16 protein-coding genes are annotated in these 20,011 nt (G+C 47.9%); 3 read left to right on the forward strand and 13 right to left on the reverse strand.

Going from position 1 to position 20,011, the window contains the following annotated elements; all coding sequences use genetic code 11:
- Nucleotides 1-11 precede the first annotated feature (11 nt).
- The 6 genes from DWX26_RS06565 to trkA all read right to left on the reverse strand — a co-directional run bounded on the left by DWX26_RS06565 (nucleotide 12) and on the right by trkA (nucleotide 6,653).
- Nucleotides 12-224 carry a small, acid-soluble spore protein, alpha/beta type gene (locus DWX26_RS06565; RefSeq protein WP_055220834.1) on the reverse strand — a complete coding sequence of 71 codons (213 nt, stop codon included), beginning with the start codon at nucleotides 222-224 and terminating at the stop codon, nucleotides 12-14.
- Nucleotides 225-526: 302 nt separating this feature from the next.
- Nucleotides 527-811 (reverse strand): HPr family phosphocarrier protein, encoded by a 285-nt coding sequence (locus tag DWX26_RS06570; RefSeq protein WP_055227790.1) that lies wholly within the window; start codon nucleotides 809-811, stop codon nucleotides 527-529.
- Between the two features lie 175 nt (nucleotides 812-986).
- Nucleotides 987-2,363, reverse strand: coding sequence for an MATE family efflux transporter (locus DWX26_RS06575; protein WP_117510359.1), 1,377 nt, complete (start codon nucleotides 2,361-2,363; stop codon nucleotides 987-989).
- 160 nt (nucleotides 2,364-2,523) lie between these two features.
- A complete protein-coding gene (gene hisC / locus DWX26_RS06580) occupies nucleotides 2,524-3,603 on the reverse strand; it encodes a histidinol-phosphate transaminase (RefSeq protein WP_118595907.1) in 1,080 nt (359 codons plus the stop codon).
- Between the two features lie 161 nt (nucleotides 3,604-3,764).
- Nucleotides 3,765-5,207 (reverse strand): TrkH family potassium uptake protein, encoded by a 1,443-nt coding sequence (locus DWX26_RS06585; RefSeq protein WP_118601097.1) that lies wholly within the window; start codon nucleotides 5,205-5,207, stop codon nucleotides 3,765-3,767.
- A gap of 15 nt (nucleotides 5,208-5,222) precedes the next feature.
- On the reverse strand, nucleotides 5,223-6,653 hold the full coding sequence (gene trkA / locus DWX26_RS06590) for a Trk system potassium transporter TrkA (RefSeq protein ID WP_279220565.1): 1,431 nt from the start codon (nucleotides 6,651-6,653) through the stop codon (nucleotides 5,223-5,225).
- Between the two features lie 114 nt (nucleotides 6,654-6,767).
- Between trkA and DWX26_RS06595 the strand changes: the two genes are divergently transcribed.
- The gene (locus DWX26_RS06595; protein ID WP_118601098.1) at nucleotides 6,768-8,591 is read left to right on the forward strand and encodes a S8 family peptidase; all 1,824 of its coding nucleotides are present in this window, start codon (nucleotides 6,768-6,770) and stop codon (nucleotides 8,589-8,591) included.
- Between the two features lie 209 nt (nucleotides 8,592-8,800).
- On the opposite strand, the gene DWX26_RS06600 is transcribed toward DWX26_RS06595, so the two are convergent.
- The 7 genes from DWX26_RS06600 to DWX26_RS06630 all read right to left on the reverse strand — a co-directional run bounded on the left by DWX26_RS06600 (nucleotide 8,801) and on the right by DWX26_RS06630 (nucleotide 17,835).
- Nucleotides 8,801-9,940 carry a type II toxin-antitoxin system HipA family toxin gene (locus DWX26_RS06600; RefSeq protein WP_055227801.1) on the reverse strand — a complete coding sequence of 380 codons (1,140 nt, stop codon included), beginning with the start codon at nucleotides 9,938-9,940 and terminating at the stop codon, nucleotides 8,801-8,803.
- Nucleotides 9,927-10,205: a helix-turn-helix domain-containing protein gene (locus DWX26_RS06605; RefSeq protein ID WP_055227803.1), complete on the reverse strand. Its 279-nt coding sequence runs from the start codon at nucleotides 10,203-10,205 to the stop codon at nucleotides 9,927-9,929. Before DWX26_RS06605 ends, DWX26_RS06600 begins: the two co-directional genes overlap by 14 nt.
- Nucleotides 10,206-10,563: 358 nt before the next feature.
- The gene (locus DWX26_RS17500) at nucleotides 10,564-11,175 is read right to left on the reverse strand and encodes a VOC family protein (protein ID WP_330422989.1); all 612 of its coding nucleotides are present in this window, start codon (nucleotides 11,173-11,175) and stop codon (nucleotides 10,564-10,566) included.
- Nucleotides 11,176-11,196: 21 nt separating this feature from the next.
- Nucleotides 11,197-14,217, reverse strand: coding sequence for a YfhO family protein (locus DWX26_RS06615; RefSeq protein WP_118601100.1), 3,021 nt, complete (start codon nucleotides 14,215-14,217; stop codon nucleotides 11,197-11,199).
- The gene (locus DWX26_RS06620) at nucleotides 14,214-15,305 is read right to left on the reverse strand and encodes a glycosyltransferase family 2 protein (RefSeq protein ID WP_118595911.1); all 1,092 of its coding nucleotides are present in this window, start codon (nucleotides 15,303-15,305) and stop codon (nucleotides 14,214-14,216) included. The genes DWX26_RS06615 and DWX26_RS06620 overlap by 4 nt, the downstream gene beginning before the upstream one ends.
- A gap of 90 nt (nucleotides 15,306-15,395) precedes the next feature.
- A complete protein-coding gene (locus DWX26_RS06625) occupies nucleotides 15,396-17,156 on the reverse strand; it encodes a sensor histidine kinase (protein WP_118601101.1) in 1,761 nt (586 codons plus the stop codon).
- The gene (locus DWX26_RS06630; RefSeq protein ID WP_118601102.1) at nucleotides 17,122-17,835 is read right to left on the reverse strand and encodes a response regulator transcription factor; all 714 of its coding nucleotides are present in this window, start codon (nucleotides 17,833-17,835) and stop codon (nucleotides 17,122-17,124) included. The genes DWX26_RS06625 and DWX26_RS06630 overlap by 35 nt, the downstream gene beginning before the upstream one ends.
- Nucleotides 17,836-18,198: 363 nt before the next feature.
- Between DWX26_RS06630 and DWX26_RS06635 the strand changes: the two genes are divergently transcribed.
- Nucleotides 18,199-19,134 (forward strand): ABC transporter permease, encoded by a 936-nt coding sequence (locus DWX26_RS06635; protein ID WP_226906422.1) that lies wholly within the window; start codon nucleotides 18,199-18,201, stop codon nucleotides 19,132-19,134.
- A gap of 12 nt (nucleotides 19,135-19,146) precedes the next feature.
- Nucleotides 19,147-20,010: a carbohydrate ABC transporter permease gene (locus DWX26_RS06640; RefSeq protein ID WP_117510366.1), complete on the forward strand. Its 864-nt coding sequence runs from the start codon at nucleotides 19,147-19,149 to the stop codon at nucleotides 20,008-20,010.
- Nucleotide 20,011: the final 1 nt, after the last annotated feature.

Raw genomic sequence — 20,011 nt, forward strand, 5'->3', positions numbered from 1 at the left:
TGCGGTACCGCTTATTTTTCTTCGTTTTCGTTCTTTCCTTCCGCCGCCATCTGCCGCTTCCTCCGTGTCACAAGGCCACCGATCCGTCCCGTTTCTTTTGCCGTGAGTGATCGCCAGCCGTCATTCAGCACGCGTTCTAAAAGCCCCAGCTCACCTGCGATTTCGTATTTCATTTTCTCCTTCTCCGTCATATGTTCCAGATCAATTTTCTTCTGCCTTGCCATTTTTTCTACACTCCTTTTCTCTGCATTTTTGCTTTATCCAGAGTGTAGACACTTTTTTCCGGCCTTATACCTCCTGTTGTCAAACGGCTATGAGCAATCCGCTTCGCTGCTTGCTCATAGCCGAAGAGCTGCTTCGCAGCTTATCTTTTCATCCCTGCTTTCGAAATCCCCCCCGAAGGCAGGAATCTTTTATCTGCCGCCACAAAAAAAACCTCGCTTTTTGAAATACGGTCCGGTTTCCCATTCCGTTTTTTCAAAAAGCGAGGTCCTTTTCTTTATTTCTATTCTATGTTCCTATCTCCTCACTCCGGCGTCTCTCCGAGCCCGCTTTTAATTGCGGCAACAGCCGCCCGAAGTGCCTCCTCTTCATCCTCCCCGCTGCTGCAGATCTCAATGGTTTCTCCCTGCTTGATTCCTGCAGCTACGATACTCAAAATACTCTTTAAATTAACCGTTCCCTGCATCCCGTTGTTTTCATAGGTAAACGACATGGAAGATTTGTACCGGCTTACACTGTTTGACAAATTTACCGCGTTTAAAAGATGCAGACCTGACGGATTGACAATCGTTACTTTTTCACTTACCATCTTACGTTCCACCTGTCTTTCCTTTGTAATCCGCTCATTTTTCTTTGAAAAATGGCTACTTACTCATTTTTTGCCGTGTCCCGAGTTCAAAAATCCTCCTGCATCGGTTTTTTGACCTTTTGACACTGATATTTTCATGATAGCACAGTTTTGTTAATACAGTTTGAACATTCTGTTAGATACTCCTCAATTCTTTCCTCTTACTCAGCTGACTGAAGAACAGGTAATAAATAAAGTACGCAATCGTTGTGATCACCCACGACAGCGGATAGCAGAAGGCCGCTCCTTTTAAGGAGTGGAAATGCGGCAAAACCGCCGTCATCCACACGATACGTACTCCACAGATTCCTATTCCGGTGATAAACATCGGAATCCATGCATCTCCGACACCACGGAGTGCACCGGAAAGGATTTCGATGGAAATATAGGTGAAGAAGGTCGGCACCAGGAAATGGATCAGTCCGTGACAGATTTCACGCACCGCCGTATCTGTGGTAAACAGAGAAATCAGTGTATCACCGATAAACCACATAAACACAACCATCAGACCCGTCATCAGGAATGCCATGATCATGCTGGTGCGCACACCGCGGTGTACACGATCCATCTTTTTCGCACCGTAGTTCTGACCGACAAAGGTTGTCGCCGCAATACCGAGCGCATTGATCATCATCCAGAAAAGACCGTCCACCTTTCCGTAAGCCGCCCACGCAGCCACATTGTTGGTTCCCAGCGAGTTGACAGCAGACTGAATGATCACGTTCGATACCGAGTACAGAATCGACTGTACTCCTGCCGGAAAGCCAATGCGGATAATTCGTTTCAGCATAATCCAGTCAATGCTGATTTTCCGCAGATGAAGCCGGTAAATATCTCTGGTCCGCATCAGAGAGCCCATAACAAGAACCGCACTGATGATCTGCGACAGAATGGTCGCAAGCGCCGCGCCCATAACACCCATCTGCAAACCGACAACAAATAAAAAGTCAAGCGCGATATTGGTCATACAGCAGATGATCAGATACAGCAGCGGACGTTTCGAATCGCCGACCGCACGCAGAATACCGGAACCCATGTTGTAAATCAGGTTTCCGATGGTTCCAAGGAAATAGACACGCATATAAATCAGCGCATAGTTTACAACGTCATCCGGCGTGTTCATCAGATCGAGCATCCATCTCGAACAGCCAATGCCGACTACTGTCAGCACAATACCTCCGAGAATGGAAAAGGCAATAGAAGTGTGCACTGCCCACTGAACCTTGTCCTCTTTATTGGCTCCGTAATGCTGTGAAATAACAACTGTCGCACCACTCGAAAGGCCGACGAAAAATCCGACCAGCAGATTGATCAGTGTACCTGTCGTTCCGCCGACCGCCGCAAGTGCCTGTTTTCCAAGAAAGTGTCCGACAATCATGGCATCTGCCGTGTTGTAAAGCTGTTGGAAAAACGTTCCGAACAGAATCGGCAGGAAAAAGATCAGAATCTGCTGCCAGATAACACCTTCCGTAATCTGATTTACCTTTACTACTTCTTTCTTCTCTTTGTTCATACCCAAATACCTTCTAAAACTGCCGCCGGATCTCATGGCTGATTCCGACGGCAGTCCCCCTTTAAAATTTTCTTCTGCTCCTCTGCAGATACTCTTCTTCTGTTTTATATTTTCAGCTGCTTCATCCCTCTTGGCAAGCGGATATTTGCAATCCGCTTCGCTACTTGCTTGATTCGGTTAAGTAATCTTTCAAAAAATCAAACAGCGTCTGCATTTCTTCCCGCGTGCCAATCGTAATACGCAAATAATTGTCAATGCGGGGTTTCTCAAAATACCGCACATAAATATGGCGTTCCCGGAGTGCCTGAAAAATCTTCCCGGCCGGTACGCTTTTGTGCGTTGCGAAAATAAAGTTCGATTTCGAATCTTCGAAAGAAAATCCCAGCTTTTTCAGCTCCTCCTTCGACCACTCTCTCGTTTCCATCACTTTTTTCACCGTCTTGCGGAAATATTCCACATCGCGGATCGCTGCGGCTCCGGCTGCGATCGTGGTCTGATTCATGGTATACGAATTGAAGGAATATTTCACATCGTTCAGATACGAAATCATCTTCTCATTTCCGATTGCATAGCCGATGCGCATGCCGGCAAGCGAACGGGATTTTGATGTTGTCTGCACAACCAGCAGATTTTCATATTTTTCCAACAGCGGCTGCGCAGTGGCTGCTCCGAAATCCACATATGCCTCATCCACAATTACAACCACATCCGGGTTGTGCTGTAATATCGATTCGATCGCAGAAAGTGAAAGCTCCACACCCGTCGGTGCATTCGGGTTCGGGAACACGATTCCGCCATTTGGATGGTTTTCTGCAAAATACTGCTCCGGCACAATGCAGAAATTTTCATCGAGCGGGATCTGCTCGTACGGAATGCGGAATTCCTCCGCCCAGACATCGTAGAAGGAATACGTAATGTCCGGGAAAAGAATCGGTTTGTCAGAGTTAAAATACGTCATAAACGCCATCGCCAGAACATCATCCGAACCAACGCCGACAAAAACCTGCTTTGTGCTTACGTGGTAGACATCCGCAATCGCCTGCACCAGTTCTGCCGCGGTCGGATCCGGATAGAGACGGAGGGTATCCTCTTCTGCTACCCGTCTGATCGCCTCTGCGGCTTTTGGTGACGGCGGATACGGATTCTCATTCGTATTCAGCTTGATCATGTCAGCCTCATGCGGCTGCTCGCCCGGTACATACGGCACAACTTTTCTTACATTCTTTTCCCAGTTACTCATAAGTTCCTTCCTTTCTGCCTGTGGTCAGGAAATGCACCCTGACTTTATTCCGTCTTTCTGTTTTTTTGGAAAACCCTGTGAATCGTAACCATTTTTTCTTTTCCTTCTGCTCCGGCAGTTTCCCGCCGACGCAAAGTCCCTCTTTTTCCCGGTGAACCGCTTTATCCTCTCTTCTTCCAGGTAGACGGATAGAAAAGAATCAGCATCGGAAACAGTTCCAGACGGCCTGCCAGCATATCAAAAATCAGAATCAGCTTGGAAACCGGACCGTATCCAAAGAAATTGCTGGTCGGTCCTACCTGGTCAAGACCAGGTCCGATGTTGTTCAGCGTTGCGGCAACTGCCGTGAAGTTTGTCTCGAAGGAAAATCCATCCACACTGATGATCAGCATGGAAAAGCTGTAGATCACAAGATAAACAATCAAAAATACGTTGATCGCCCGCAGAACCTCATGCTCTACCGGGTGATCATCGAAACGGATGCGTTTGATACTGCGCGGATGTACGATCGAACCAAGCTCTTTTTTCACGGTTTTTAAGAGGATCAGGATTCGCGAAACCTTGATTCCGCCTCCCGTTGAACCGGCGCAGGCTCCGATGAACATCAGCATCACCAGAATACATTTTGACAGCTCCGGCCAGAGATCAAAGTCCGTCGTGGAATAACCCGTTGTCGTGATAATCGATCCGACCTGGAAAAAGGCGGTCCGTACTGTCTCACCGATGGAATGGTACATCGGATAGATATTCCAGGAAATCACGCCTCCTGCCAGAAGAATAATCAGGATATACGCTCTTACCTCCTGGGACGAAATGGCGGCCTTTCCCTTTTTGCAAAGCATCAGATAATAAAAGTTAAAATTCACACCGAACGCAATCATGGCGATTGTCAGAATCCACTGCTGCAGTGGTGTGTACACTGCACAGCCGCTGTTCAACACGGCAAAGCCTCCTGTTCCGGCAGCTCCCATGGCGAGTGTGACAGAATCAAATGTCTTCATGCCGGAAAGCAGCAGGGCAGCAATGGTAAAAAGTGTCATGCCAAGATAAATCTGATACAGAATTTTAGCGGTTCCGCGCACTCTCGGAACAAATTTGGAAACAGTCGGTCCCGGGCTCTCTGCCTTCATCAGGTTCATGACGGAACCGCCCTTCATCGGAAGCAATGCAAGAATGAACACAAGAACGCCCATACCGCCAATCCAGTGGGAAAAGCTTCTCCAGAACAGGCTGGCGTGTGAAAGTGCTTCCACATCGCTCAAAATGCTGGCTCCTGTCGTTGTGAAACCGGAAACGATCTCAAACAGCGCATTGATATAAAACGGAATTTCCCCCGTAATTACAAACGGCACCGCTCCGAAAACACCAAGGACAACCCAGCTTAACGAAACGCAGACAAATCCGTCGCGGGAATAGATTTCCATATTGGACGGTTTTCTGAAGCAGAGGATCAGACCGGCCGCAATGCAGAGCAGTCCCCAGATAAGATACGCAAAGCCTGTCTTTTCCTGATACATGGCTCCGACCAGCGCCGGAAACAGCATCAGCATACCTTCCACTTTCAGCACCCAGCTGATGACAAAACGAATCATTTTATAGTTCATAATCCGCTTCCCCCGTTACTCTGCCAGAATCTCATGGATATCCTGAAGACCGGTTTCCGTTGTTACGATAATGACGGAATCTCCTGCCGCAAAGGAATCCTGTCCGCCCGGAATGATGACCTTTCCCCGTCTGTTAATCGCTGCTACCAGAAGGTTTGGCCGTGTTTTCATATCCTGCAGACGGATGCCGATCATACGGCAATTCTGGTTCACGATAAACTCAAGAGCCTCCACACGGTCTTCCATCAGCTTATACAGCGTCTCAACGTTGCTTCCGATGGAGTTTTTCATTGCCCGGACATACTGCAAAATGTACTCTGCGGTGATGTGTTTCGGGTAGATCAGGCTGTCCAGGTTCAGGCTGTGGATAACATCATTAAATTCCAGATGGTTGATTTTCGTTACAACCTTTGAGGATACCTTCTCTTTCGCATACAGCGACAGAATGATGTTTTCCTCATCCATATCGGTGCAGGCCACAAAGGAATCCATATTCTGGATGCGCTCCTCTTTTAAGAGCTCCTGGTCACTTCCGTCACCGTAAATAACGGTTGCATCCGGCAGTGCTTCGCTTAAAACCTCACAGCGATCCTTATTTTTCTCGATAATCTTGACATCGACGTTCATATTTGCCAGTGATTTTGCGAGATAATACGTAATTTCACCGCCGCCAACGATCATCGTATTGTGTACCTTGTTTGTATGAACACCGATTTTCTTAAACAGGCTCTCTGCGTTCTGCGGTGTGGTAATGATGGAAAGGCTGTCTTTTGCCTGGATCACAAAATTTCCATCCGGTATGTAAACCTCGCCGTTTCGCTCAACAGCACAGACCAGCAGACTGTACTGAAGCGCTCCGGCCAGCTCACGCAGCGACATATGGACAATTTTCGATGTTTCCGGCACTTTAAAGCGCAGCATTTCGATTCTTCCGCGGGAAAAGCTGTCGATCTCAATCGCAGATGGGAACCGCAGCAGTCTTGCCATTTCCATGGCGGCCGCGTGCTCCGGGTTGATGATCATGGACAGACCCAGCTTTTTACGGATAAATTCTCTCTCCTCCCGATACATCGGATTTCGAACTCTGGCGATGGTGTGACAGTCTGCTGCCTGTTTGGCGATGACACAGCAAAGCAGGTTCATTTCATCACTTTTGGTTACGGCAATCATCAGATCCGCATGCTCAATATCCGCCTCCTGAAGCACCTGATAGCTTGCTCCGTTTCCTACAATTCCCATAACGTCGTAGGTGTTGGAGACGTTGCGGACGACAATACTGTCTGTGTCGATGACCGTCACAAGGTTGTCCTCGCGGCTCAGCTGGGCGGTCAGTGCGGCTCCGACTTTTCCGCAGCCCACAATGATAATTTTCATGTTCTCTCCCTTCAATGCAAAAGCATTTCGCGTAAAATAGTAAAGACCCGCCAGGCGGCATCGTAAAACCATTTTTCGATGCACTCCAAAAAGCAGATCTGTACCCCTATTGTACGATGGCGATTATATCATATTTCCAGGAAAAGCGGAATAGATTTTAACAACATTTTGGACGGAGTTTTTGTAATGATTGATCAAAAAAGGGAAAACCTGTTGAACCTTGCGCTGGCCGCAACGGAAGTCGAACGGCGGCGTGTGCCGGAGCTTTCGGCAGGTTATAACGCTTCCGGCAAAACCTGGGAAGTAATTGTACAATATCAGGGAGATCTGGCCTTTCTGGACGGGCAGGGGATACGCGTGACGCTTCTGCTGTTTTCGTATGCCATTCTTCTGGTACCGGAATCTCTGATGGATTACGTGACGGGACTGCCGCAGATTACGTATCTGGAAAAACCGAAACCTTTGTTTTTCGCGGATGCGTTTGCGCGGAGCATATCCTGTATTACACCTGTGCAGGAGGGGATTTCAGGTCTGTATGGGAATGGGGTGCTGCTTGCATGCATTGATTCAGGCGTGGACTATGCGCATCCTGATTTCTGCGCACCGGACGGGACAAGCCGAATTGCAATTTTATGGGATCAGACGATTCCGGGGAATCCTCCGATGGGGTATGCTCTTGGGTCGGTATATACACGGCAGCAGATCAATGAGGCACTTGCATCTTCTACGCCGGAAGAACGGTTTGCCCTCGTGCCGTCCCGCGATGTGACGGGGCATGGGACAGCGGTGCTCGGAATCGCAGCGGGAAATGGGAGATCCTCGGCAGATGCGGCCATGCGGGGCGTGGCACCGGAAGCAACACTCGTGGTCGTAAAGCTTGGGAATCCTGATCCGGCGGATCTGCCGCGGACATCGCAATTGCTGCAGGCGGTGGATTTCTGCGTAAGATATGCACTTCTGGTGGAGCGGCCGCTTGTGATTAATTTGAGCTTCGGGAATAATTACGGTTCGCACAGCGGGGATTCCTTACTTGAAACGTATTTGAATGCAGTGTCAAATTTAGGGCAGAACGTGATCTGTATCGGGGCAGGAAATGAAGGGGATACCGGACGCCATTATGCCGGGAACCTAAAGTCGGATCGCAAGTCGTCCGGTCAGACGCAAACAGTCCGTGCGACATCTGATCCGGCTGCGACGTCTGCGGTCTCGGCAACGGCTGACCGCGCTGTCTCCGTTGAATTTCAGGTCGGTGCTTATGAATCCTCGTTCAGTCTCCAGATCTGGAAGGTTTATGGGGATGAAATCTCGATCGAACTGATTTCCCCCGGCGGCATCCGCTCCGGCACGCTCTCTCCTGTCCTCGGCACGGCGCGTCTGACGCTTGGTCCGACAGAACTTCTCCTGTTTTATGGCATGCCATCCCCCTACAGCCAGGCGCAGGAAATTTACCTGACCTTTCAGGGCGCAGGAAACCATCTGTCCGTCGAAAACGGCATCTGGACCTTGCGTCTCACCCCCGGCCGCCTGATCTCCGGTTCCTTTGACCTCTGGCTTCCCGGCGGAAACGCCGTCGGTTCACAGACCCGCTTCTTCTCCCCCACTGCCGACACCACACTCACCATCCCTTCCACCGCCCGCTCCGCCATCACGGTCGGTGCCTACGATCCCCGCCTTTCCTCCTATGCCAGCTTCTCCGGCCGCGGCTATACCCGTATTCTCCACGAAATTAAACCTGATCTCGCCGCCCCGGGTGTCAATATCCCAGCTCCCCGTTCCGGCGGCGGCTATGCTTCCTTCACCGGCACCTCGTTTGCCACGCCTTTTGTATCGGGAAGCGCCGCTCTTATGATGGAATGGGGTATTCTGCGCGGAAATGACCCGTTTTTATATGGTGAAAAGCTGAAAGCTTATCTCATCGCAGGCACAAAACCCATCGCATCCGAGAGCGAATACCCGAACAGGCGGGTGGGATGGGGACGACTTTGTTTAGAAAGTAGCCTGCCAGATTAAAGTTATTGAAGGATTCGATAGAAGAAATAAAAGCGCAATGTGAAGAGTTAAACGACAAATGAGACATATTTTTATCTCTGTACTATCTTGTACTTTGCTACGAAAATAAAACTCGTAGCAAGGTACTTATAGTGTTCATTTGTCTGGCAACTCTTTTTTATTTAACTGTTAATAACTTGCTGTTTAAAATTTTTTGAATGCAAAGAGAATCACTTACCCAAAAGATATTCTTCCAACATTTCCTTTACTTTTTTCTCAATTTCGTCTATGATCTCTTCACACCTTGTCTTTTTCATCCCTGCACCAGTTCCTACCGCCAGTAACTCTTTTCTGCCTGGATTTCTTCCATTTCCATCTACTGACGTAGTATGTTCGCCATAATACGTATTACTGTAAGTAAGATCATATGCCGGACTTAAATGCCATTTATCTTCGTCTGCTTCGTACAAATACGTGAAGTTCTTCGAATGATCATCTCTGTTATGTGCAAAAACATTGAAACACATTCGGCGGAACATATTTTCAACATCTTCATCGCAATTGCGTGTCATGATTTTTGTCAGTTTCATTAATCCATGATAGTCCAGACTTGGCTGCTCAAAATCCAATTCCAGAATTGCAGCTGTCGTCAACATGTGCACTTTCTTTTTCCCTTTCAAACAGTTTCTCCTGTCAAACCTTTTAGTTCCAAAATATCCTTTACATTTTTCTGATGGAAACAATCTCGTTTCACTCATCATAATTCCGCAGGCCTTGGCACAGCAGGAATAGTCATATTCCATTTTTCCTGCATCTTTTCCGTCCACATGCGCTGGAAATTTGATAATCCATTCTTCATTATCAATGGTTGTCATGATTTTAGGTCTTGCTCCGCCGCTGGTACCTCCCAGCAGATACAATTCGTCCAGTTTATCCGAATACTCTGTATTCAGTATCTTTTGACACTCTTCCGCCAGTTTGTCCAGATCTGCACTGCTCTGCTCCTCTGGAAAATTCTTTTCCGGGTGATATGTCAACGCTCCCATCCCCGATGTGCCCACAATCGCCAGACGATCCAGTACGGTCAGTTCATCCGGATTTTGTTTATGTGCCCGTAACAGGCGATCCAACAGTAATCTGCCCCAATGATCTGGAAGACTGTCCGCAAAAACCCCAAATAATCCTTCAAAATGATCCTTAACTGGAACAAATACCTGTTTTTGCAAAGGCAATGAAAATGGGTTGATCGAAAATCCGGTTTCCAGCCATTCATCACTGTACTGAAATGCCACTTTGTGGTCTGCCGTCATAGCTAATGTTCCCACCGTTTGATCCTCATAACACACCTGCAGTACTTTATCTTGTTTCATTGATAACCTCCTGAATATCTTTATACGGTACCTGCGTGAAAATATTTCTGAGCTCATCTGCAAGATCCAGTGCGATTGCAATTTTCGTTAAAGATAACAGGGAAATTTGTCCTGTCGTTTCGAATCTTTTGATTGAGCCGTAACTCACTCCGCTTATAGATGCTAATTTTTCCTGCGTAATTGAACGTCTCTTTCTGATTTTTCTCACTCGCTGCGCAAGTTTTTGATCCAGTTCTTCCGGAGTTTCCCATATAAATTGTTCCATTTTTTCCCCTTCTTGTTACAGATTATATGTTATCTAAAATATCCTGTTTTTATTCAAAACAGATTATATATTATCTATTCTATTTTACCACTCACGTGCAGAAAGCACAATGATTTCCTGCCCTGTTTCCATAAAAACTCCACCCCGTTTTTGTAACTGCAGATAAATTTTGCATCTCCTTTACTCTATAGGGATAATTTGCGCTTTTTTGACTATCCGGTAGTATTTGTTTCAGAGTAAGTAAAAAAGCCTCTGCCGGGCAAAAATTTTGCTTTCCGGCAGAGGCTTTGCTGGTCAAACGGATATTCATGCAAGCATGATTCGCGATTTTTCTTCCATTTCGCATGGCTTGGAATCGTTACAAATACTGGCTGAATTCCACTTTTTCTTTATTTGGTCCTTCGATCGTGAAGAAACGGACGCCATTTTCCCAGAACGGAAGGAAATGTACTTCATCCTGCGTCGTATTCAGACCGGCCCCGGTAATCATTTCGTGAACCTTTTCAATATTCTTTACGTCAATCGCCACATGGTCGATTGCTCCGGGTTTCAGTGCTGCAGCTTTGTTTTCGTACGTTTCGATCGCAAGTGTTCCAAGCTTTAAGAATGCCACTTTCTCATCCGCCGCCTCATTTACGGTGCGGAATGCAATTTCAAATCCAAGCTTTTCATAAAACGCAATCGTCATCTCAATATCGTTGGTCGGAATAGAGCGTGTCTGAAAAAGGCTTTTCGTGAGCTGCGAGTCCCAGTTCGTGGGAGATTTTATCCGAATAAGGGCGGCGTAGCGGGCTACGGCAACCGAATGAGGGTAAAATATACCGCAAAGTGGAGCTTGCAGATTGCGGAAATGATTTTTCAGACACGCTCTAGCACCTTTTTTCTCCACACAAAGGCTTGCAACGGCGTTTCCAAAACGGGCAAACGCTGCCAGTTCTTCCTGCGGCTGTAAAGATATGCTCCATTCCACCAAGTGTCACTACAACTATTTTTACACTCTGATGATATAATATTTCCGCTGTTTTTGCAACATTTTGCTCTCTCCTGCCCGTTCGCTGCCGTTTTGCTGTTTCTTTTTTTCACAGATCACAAGGATGAGTGCCAGCATTCCTCCCATCAGGCTGCACCAACTGCCAGCCGTCCGTCCGGGCGCATGGTACACAAGAACAATTTTGTGCTCGCCTGATGGGATTTTTGCGCCGAGAAATGCTGTGTTTGCGCGGAACAGCAGTGTTTCTTTCCCATCCACTTTCAGCACAAAATTTTCATCGTATGGAATGCTGGTGATGAGGTATCCGTCTCTTTCCGCGGAAACCACGCCTGTGATGCCGTCGCCGCCGTATGTTGCTGTTGTTCCGCCAATCAGGGTAACCGCCTGACTGTACAGCTGCTCCGTTTTTTCCAACGGCTGTGCCATACCAGTCCATGTCTCAAAATTTTTCAGGATATAATGGCCTTTTCCCATCCGAATGAATACGGTTCCATCTTCTTTCATCGTTACAAGATAGTTAAACTGTGTATTCCCATTGGCATACGTATGGTTGATGCCGGTCAGGCGGTTGGTCTGGCCGTTGATGCGGATAAACATATCATGACTCGCTTTCTGATTCTCCACCTCGAAAGAAACGGCGAGCAGCGTCGCTCCCTCTGCGGTACCCGGCAGCGTTGCTGAGACGGTCACGGATTTTTTCGTCTCAATCTCATATCCGTCCGCTGTCTTCTGAATGCGCAGATCTTCCTGATCAGTCTCTGGAATTTCAAGGTTCACTTTCTGAAAACAACTGTGAAACAGGGGTCCTACAGAACCATTCTTTGTATCTGAATCTGCAGCGGCTCTGAAATTATCCACAGATTCCGCCGATTTTTCCTGATCCGGGATTGCCGCTGTTGTCTTCCGCATTTCCTGATCCGGGATCACGGCTGCCGTCTCCAGTATTTCCTGGTTCTGCGGATAAGGTAATGATTTGTATTCCGTCTCGGAAACCACCTGGTCTGTCACGTAGGCAACCGGCGCTGCGGATATGGCACGATAAACCTGAAAGTCCCCGTAATCCCGGTACAGTTCATACCCCTCCGGCCGTGTTTCTGCCAGAATATATTTCACTCCCATGAACTGCCAGAACAGCGGATCATCGGAAACCGTCTGCATCATGCGGTTGCGGAAGGCTTCATTAATCCCATACGTCTCGTCCCGGAATTTCTTATATTCTGCATTGTATGCCGAGGAATAAATCGTCGAAACATTCTGTCCAATATCCCATATCCGGTTGACGTTCGCAAGGTTCTGTCCGCCGTCTCCATACTGCTCCATACGGTACCAGCCGGGATCCTCCGCACGGATCTCGCGGATTGCCGCTGCAATCTTGCTGTCCGTCAGAGCTTCATACGTTTTACGCGGGATCATCACATGCTTTTCCTGATTGATTGCTTTTCCGGCAAATGCAAGAATCACAGCACTAAAGACGAGCGGCAGAAACGGAAGCTCTCTGCCCCGCAGCCGTTTTTTTGCCGGAAACCACCGCCATGCCAGATAGCACGCAGTCACACAAATCACATCCAGTATGCCGAGATGCCAGTATGGTTCAAAGTATGTCTCTTGCTTTGCATTCCACATCAGAATCAGAACTATGAGGTACGGAAGCAATTCTCGCAGCTCTGTCATGACTTTGCGCTTAAAATTCCCGGTGCTTCGATTTTTTCCACACTCCCGCTTCCGGACAAGCTGGTTTTCCACATAAAGCCCGACTTCTGCACAGAGGACCGGAAGAAACGGGATGAATACTTTATCTTTGCTGTACAGGCCGCCGTTCAGCAGATAGCCGAACAGGGGAATACAAAAGAATACCAGCAAAAGGAAGGACAACAGTTTCTCACGCAACCGGCTCTTTCCGATCACTCTGCCCAAAAGCGCCACCCCCGCAAATGCGGAGAGGCCAATGCCGTACGGCGTGTAGCAGAGACGCAGGATCAGAAACTGCGGTTTCCACATCGCCGGATCGGTAAAAAGTCCTGCGATGCCGCCCGCTGCGGTGCCGCGTCCGCCCTCGCCGCTGCCGCCGAACAAGGCGGCAGCCGATGGGATCAGCAGAATACCGGAAAGAAGGATTCCTGCGAGGACCGGAAGCGCAAAGCGGATTGCTGCGCCAAAAAAGCTCCGCAAACCCACCAAGGTTTCACCCGTTCCGGCAGATTTTTCACCTGCCCTCTGCTTTTTCTCTGCCCCGGCCTTTTGATTCCGCGACACTTTTCGATTCTCCTGTTCCGCTTCATACGCAGCATTTTCTGTACCGCATTTCAAATACTCCGTCACCGCATACGCCGTGAGCGCAAGCAGCCCGCCGACAGAAAAATAAAAGCTGGTCAGAATCATCCCAAGAACGGAAAGAATCAGAAGACCGCTCTTTCTCTTCTGAAAATGGCGATCCACGCCCAGCAGAGCCAGCAGCAGAAACGGCATATAATCGACAAACATAAGCTGATTATAGGAATGATATAGAAGTGCGGTAGAACACGTAAAGAAAAGTGATGTAAAAAGACAGTTGCCGTAATGCAGACCCTTTTTGCTGATCCATTGATAAAAAAGCACTGCATCCGCCGCATACAGCAGCGCGGAGGAACCCATCACCCACAGGTCCATCGGGATGAACGGGAAAAGGTAGGATAACAGCATGGTCGGACTCAGCAGTCCGTAGTAGGCAAAATGGTAAATATTCTGACCTCCTCCCAGATTCCATGCGAAATCCGGGAAGAGGTTTCCGGTCGCGTAAAACCGCTTCCGGAAGTAATCGGCAAGGGTGCTGTGCTGGCTGATCCAGTCAATCGAGGAGCCGAATACGCCGTATTGCAGGACGAACAGCCGGCACAAAAGCAAAGAAAAGAAAAACAGACCAGCCGCCGTAAAATCCTTTCCGGTAAGACCTTCTAAAAAGCCGTTCCGCCGTCCTTTCGGCTGGCCTTTCTTTTTCCGTGATTTTCCCGGCTCTCTTATTTCCTTTAAGATTTCCTTTTTCATGCCCGGATTTCTCCTCTTTCAGACGCATGGCGTTTGTCGGCATACTCTGGAAAATACACGTTTTTCTTTTCTGCCGTATGGGTATCTTTTCTTCTCTTTGCAGCACTCTCCTGCTTTTTCACCGGCTGCACACTGTGCATCTTGACCGTCTCTTCACTCGTCTCCTTTAAGAGATAGATCGGACGGTGCTTTGTTTCAAGATATGTCTTGGAAAGATAAATGCCTACAATGCCCGTGCAGAAAAGCTGTACACCGCTCACCAGAAAAAGGATGCATGCCATCGACGGCCAGCCCGCAACGGGATCGCCAAACAGCAGCGTTCTTCCGATGATGAACACGATCAGAATCATAGAAATCAGGAAAAAAAGCACGCCCATGACAGATGCAAGTGACAGCGGGGCTACGGAAAAACCTGTGATGCCGTCGATTGAGTACGCAAGGAGCTTTCGAAGTGGCCACTTTGATGTTCCGGCGCAGCGGTCCTCGTGCTCAAATTCCAGCCATTCTGTGTGAAAACCGACCCATCCGAAAATCCCTTTGGAAAAGCGGTTGTACTCACTCATTTCCAGCACGGCATCCACCATTTTGCGGCTCATCAGACGGTAGTCCCGTGCACCGCTTACAATCTCTGTTCTGGAAAGGCGGTTGATCACACCGTAGAAGGCATTTGATAAGAAGGATTTGATTTTTCCCTCGCCCTCCCGTGAACTGCGGCGTGCCGCTACACAGTCACAGGTGCCGCTCTGCAGCATCGCGTACATTTTCGGAAGAAGGGACGGCGGATCCTGAAGGTCGACATCCATCACCGTTACGTAATCGCCTTTGGCCGCCTGCAGTCCGGCGTACATGGCTGCCTCTTTTCCGAAATTTCTCGAAAACGAGAGGTAACGGCAGCGCATATCCTTCTGCGCAAGCCGGCGCATCTCAAACAGGCTGTGATCCTTCGAGCCGTCGTCAACAAAGATCAGCTCGAACTGAACCTTCTGCTGTTCTTCCATCTCATCCATCTGACGTACCATCGTCTCGTAGTAAACCGGAATTGCTTCCTCTTCGTTGTAGCATGGTATGATAATACTGATTGTCTCCATTTTTTTCCTCCCGGGGATTACATACTCTCTCAGAATCCTTCTACAGATCCTGCCCGCTGTAATCCCGCTTCTGTCTCATTCTTATGCAAGTCAGGTTTTTGTGGCTGTTTCTCCCGCTGCAGAATCCTCGCCTGCCTCCGGGAAACGCAGGATGACTTTAAACAGATCGCCGTCTGCCGCAAGCTCCATGCGGCCGCCCATGTTGGCCGTGTAGCTTGATGCAATCGCAAGGCCAAGGCCGTGCCCCTCGCTCGTCCGTGATTCGTCGCCGCGCACAAAGCGTTCCATCATTTCCTCCGCTTCAAAATTCATCTCATAGGCGGAAATGTTTTTCATCGTCACGAAAATCTCCCCGTTTTCCTTCCCTGCGTCAATGTAAACTCTCGTTCCGCCCAGGCTGTATTTCAGGATATTTTCCACGAGATTCTGTATCACGCGGTACATTTTCCCATTATCCCCAAGGAACGGCAGCGGCTCATCTCCGAGCGCCGTGCGGAACGACAGATTGCTCTGCGCAATCGCATCGTCCATATCGGCGAGGGTCTGCTCGATCAACCGTTTCATATCCATTTTTTCCATCTGGAATTTTTCGGTTCCGCTTGTCGATTTGGAGAGCTCGAAGAGGCTTTGGATCATCTCCTTTAGCTGTTCCTGTTTCACAGAAATCACTTCGACGTAATCCTGTGCCGCCGGTGTCAGATCCTCTTTTTTCAGAAGATCCGTATAGCCGACCATCGAGGTGAGCGGGGTTTTCAGATCGTGCGATACGTTGGTAATCAGGTCAATTTTGAGACGCTCCGCCTGCATCTGTTTTTCTACGCTCTTCTGCATAGCGCTCTCAATATTTTCCAGCTCTGCAAACGCCGGATACAGCAGGGATTTTTCGGATATTTCATGGATCCGGCTTTCCATGCTGCCTTCTGCCATCGTATGGATCTGTTCCATCAAAAGGCCCATCTCCCGGTTCAGGCGACTGCGGTATGTTTTCCAGGCAAACAGAATTAAAATCAGCGTGGTCAGCCCAAGAAGAATGACAAACAGCACCTCGCCATCCATTCCGTTTATCAGTCCGGTGATCATGGTAATCACGATTAGAAGTTCCGCAATCAGTGCCACACGGAACGGCCATTTACTCTGACCGGCAAGCTGCCGTTCCAGGCTGGTCCGATCTCTGTAACGCTTCCTTTCTCTGCAAAAAAAGGACATTTCTCTCAGTTGTTTCTTTTCATAGCGACAGACAAGAATGCCGGCACTGAGAAGGAAAACGCCACAGATTCCAAAAAACAGAAGACCTGTCTGCACACACTCTATTACAGTACCCCATTCGGCAACAATGCGGTATCTGGCATAGCTGTGCCGGAGCGGCTGAAGCCATCCGAAAAAAGCAAATCCTCCGACAAGAACCAGAAGCTCATTTGGCACCTTTTCGGATTTTTTCAGAAACAGCTGCTCTTTCTCTGCTTCCGCAGCGGCTCTTGCCTCAAACTGCATCTGCCGGGATTTTTCTATTTCATCTGTCTCGGACTTATCTGCGGCTGCCCCTTCGCTGCTTTTTGCTGTTTTTCCCGCTTTTTCCGATTCGCTGCCGGCAAAAGCAGTCATTTTCGAGTTCCCGGTATTTTTTCGGAATTTCCATACCAGATACAAGGCTGCGGCTATGCCCAAAACGCCGACTACCGTCACTCCGATGCCGATTCCCCATTCGATGTTGCGCCACATGCCCCATTCGAATTCACTGGCCCATTTCCGCAGAAGCTTTCCGCACAAAATCAGTACCATAGAAAGATCGGTAAGCATCCACAGCAGGATGCGTTTTTCAGTTTCCGTTAATTTTTTCAATTTTGTATCCAATTCCCCACACCACCTTTAAATATTTTGGATTTTTCGGCGCAATTTCTATTTTCTCACGAATGCGCCGGATATGAACCATGACGGTATTTTCTACGCTGTAAGCATCCTCCTGCCAGACCTGGCTGTAGATTTCTTCGGCTGAAAATACGTAGCCGGGATGCTCCATCAGAAGCTCCATGATTTTGTACTCGGTTGCAGTCAGGCGGACGGATTCGCCGTCCACCAGGAGTTCTTTGGTGTTTCGGTTCAGCAGCAGACCGCCGTTTTTCAGGATATCCTGGCTTTGCGTGGTTCCGTTTGCGGCGCCTAAGGAGAAGTAACGGCGGAGCTGGGATTTGACACGGGCCATGAGTTCGGCGGTGTTGTATGGTTTTGTTACGTAATCATCGGCGCCCATCGAAAGTCCGATGACTTTGTCGCTCTCTTCGGTTTTCGCGGAGAGCATGATAATCGGAATGTTGTTTTTTTCTCTTATTTTCATCAGGGCGGAAAGGCCGTTCATTTTGGGCATCATGACATCGAGCAGAATCAGATGGATCTGTTCTGTCATGAGGATGTCGAGCGCCTCCATGCCGTTGTAGGCTTTTTTTACCTTGTAGCCTTCCAGTTCTAATAGTTTGCCGAGAGACCTTACGATTTCCTGGTCGTCGTCTACGACTAATATGTTGTATTGGTTCATCTTGTTTTTCCCCTCTTGGTTCTATAGTGTTTATCATAGCAGAGAAAACGGAGATTATTTGGATAAAAAACTGACATTTTTCTTAAAATGTAATCCCCCATTACGTTTTCCTGCTTTTTTTACAAAAAAAACACTGATTGGTAGAATTGTAAGCTGGTGTAAAAAATAAAAACAAACGCATATAAATTAGTAAAAATGCCTGCCATAGCAACTGAAAATGTGGAAAAAGATAAAAAAAGTCAATATAAGTGGACAAAATACACAATATCAAACGGGGATTTTATTTGATATAGTGTAAACATCACAAATAATCAAAGAAAATGCGTAATAAAAACGCACAAAACAACGGAAAGGATGGGGAGTATGGCGAAGGAAAAAATGAAAAAGAAAAAAGGAGAGAAAATTACCCCTGCAATCTTGTGGAAACAGCGTTGGCTGCTTGTGATGTCAGTACCATTTGTAATCTGGCTGATTATCTTCAAGTACATTCCACTGTGGGGATGGACCATGGCATTTCAGGAGGTAAAACCTGCGACATTTGCACTTCCGATCTGGGAGAGAACCTGGGTTGGATTTCAAAATTTTACAGATGCATTCAAAGACCGTCTGTTCACACAGACATTAATCAACACATTGGGAGTAAGCTTCCTTGACATCGCGGTTGGAACGATCGCAGCAATCGCATTTGCGGTTCTTCTGAACGAGATGTTCTTTATGAAGTTCAAAAAAGTAACGCAGACCATTTCTTATCTGCCGCACTTTGTATCCTGGGTTATTATTGCAAGTATTGCAAAGAATATTTTCAACGACGGCGGTGTTGTTGACAGTATCTTCGGCAAGAACCTGCACCTGATGAGTTCCAACTCACCGCTTATCTGGGTAACCATTATCCTGATTAACTGCTGGAAAGAGGTTGGCTGGAACGCAATTATTTATCTGTCCGCCATGGCAGGTATTGATCCTGGTCTTTACGAGGCCGCTGATATGGACGGTGCAAGCCGTCTGCAGAAGATCTGGCACATCACTCTGCCGGGTATCCGACCGACCATCATCGTACTGCTGATTATGAGTATCGGTGGCGCCCTGAACGTAGGTATGGAGCGTCAGATGCTTCTTAGTAACCCGCTGGTTGAGGATCACACGATGGTACTTTCCTGGTTCTCTTATAAGAGAGGTATCGGAAACAGCAACTACGGTCTTGGTACCGCAATCGGTGTATTCCAGTCTGCAGTCAGCGTTACCCTGCTGCTGATCGCCAATAAGATTGCCGGTCTGGTAGGCGAAGATAAACTTATGTAGGAGGACGCGAATATGAACAAGAAAGCAAAAAAATTTGACTACGTACTGGCGGTAATCTTCGTATTCCTCGTCATCATCACCATTTATCCGTTCCTGAACGTACTGGCGATTTCGTTCAACGATTCTACGGATACCATTAAGAATGTAAACTTCATCATTCCGAGAAAGTTTACATTAAGCAACTATAAATATGTATTTAAAGACGGCGGCATTGCAATGCCGGCTGTGATTTCTGTAACAAGAACCATCATCGGAACAATCGTAGGTATTGTATGTACCTCGATGGTTGCTTACACATTAAGCCGCAGAGACTTCGTACTCCGCAAACCATTCCAGCTTCTGTTCGTTGTTACCATGTATGTCGGTGGCGGAATGATTCCGGAATACCTTCTGATTATCCGTACCTTAAAGCTGGGCAATAACTTCATGGTATACATTCTGCCTGGTCTGATGTGGGTTTATAATATGATTCTGGTCCGCTCTTATATCGACGGACTGCCGATGGCTCTGCAGGAGGCAGCAAAGCTCGACGGAGCAAACGATTTTCAGATCTGGTATAAAGTCGTTATGCCGCTTTGTAAACCGGTTATCGCAACCGTAGGTCTGTACTATGCAGTAGGTCAGTGGAACTCCTTCATGGATACTTACCTGTATGCGAAAAAACTCCCGACTCTGCAGTACAAACTGTATGAGATTATGAACCAGGCGACCATGAAAATGGACGTTCATGCAGGAACCAATGTACAGACGGCCGTAACACCAATGTCCGTACGTATGGCCGTAACGATTGTAGCAACTGTGCCGATCGTTATTGTATATCCGTTCCTTCAGAAATACTTTATCGGCGGTATGACACTTGGTTCTGTTAAAGACTGAT

The sequence above is a fragment of the Blautia sp. AF19-1 genome (assembly GCF_003479155.1).
Taxonomy (GTDB): domain Bacteria; phylum Bacillota; class Clostridia; order Lachnospirales; family Lachnospiraceae; genus Fusicatenibacter; species Fusicatenibacter saccharivorans.

Bases quoted from the DNA above. Each gene is read 5' to 3' on its own strand.
- DWX26_RS06605 (WP_055227803.1), bottom strand. From the start codon at position 10,205: ATGGAACAATTTATATGGGAAACTCCGGAAGAACTGGATCAAAAACTT.
- DWX26_RS06635 (WP_226906422.1), top strand. From the start codon at position 18,199: ATGGCGAAGGAAAAAATGAAAAAGAAAAAAGGAGAGAAAATTACCCCT.
- trkA (WP_279220565.1), bottom strand. From the start codon at position 6,653: ATGGTTTTACGATGCCGCCTGGCGGGTCTTTACTATTTTACGCGAAAT.
- DWX26_RS06570 (WP_055227790.1), bottom strand. From the start codon at position 811: ATGGTAAGTGAAAAAGTAACGATTGTCAATCCGTCAGGTCTGCATCTT.
- DWX26_RS06565 (WP_055220834.1), bottom strand. From the start codon at position 224: ATGGCAAGGCAGAAGAAAATTGATCTGGAACATATGACGGAGAAGGAG.
- DWX26_RS06600 (WP_055227801.1), bottom strand. From the start codon at position 9,940: ATGAAACAAGATAAAGTACTGCAGGTGTGTTATGAGGATCAAACGGTG.
- hisC (WP_118595907.1), bottom strand. From the start codon at position 3,603: ATGAGTAACTGGGAAAAGAATGTAAGAAAAGTTGTGCCGTATGTACCG.
- DWX26_RS06640 (WP_117510366.1), top strand. From the start codon at position 19,147: ATGAACAAGAAAGCAAAAAAATTTGACTACGTACTGGCGGTAATCTTC.
- DWX26_RS06630 (WP_118601102.1), bottom strand. From the start codon at position 17,835: ATGAACCAATACAACATATTAGTCGTAGACGACGACCAGGAAATCGTA.
- DWX26_RS06620 (WP_118595911.1), bottom strand. From the start codon at position 15,305: ATGGAGACAATCAGTATTATCATACCATGCTACAACGAAGAGGAAGCA.
- DWX26_RS06615 (WP_118601100.1), bottom strand. From the start codon at position 14,217: ATGAAAAAGGAAATCTTAAAGGAAATAAGAGAGCCGGGAAAATCACGG.
- DWX26_RS06595 (WP_118601098.1), top strand. From the start codon at position 6,768: ATGATTGATCAAAAAAGGGAAAACCTGTTGAACCTTGCGCTGGCCGCA.
- DWX26_RS06585 (WP_118601097.1), bottom strand. From the start codon at position 5,207: ATGAACTATAAAATGATTCGTTTTGTCATCAGCTGGGTGCTGAAAGTG.
- DWX26_RS06575 (WP_117510359.1), bottom strand. From the start codon at position 2,363: ATGAACAAAGAGAAGAAAGAAGTAGTAAAGGTAAATCAGATTACGGAA.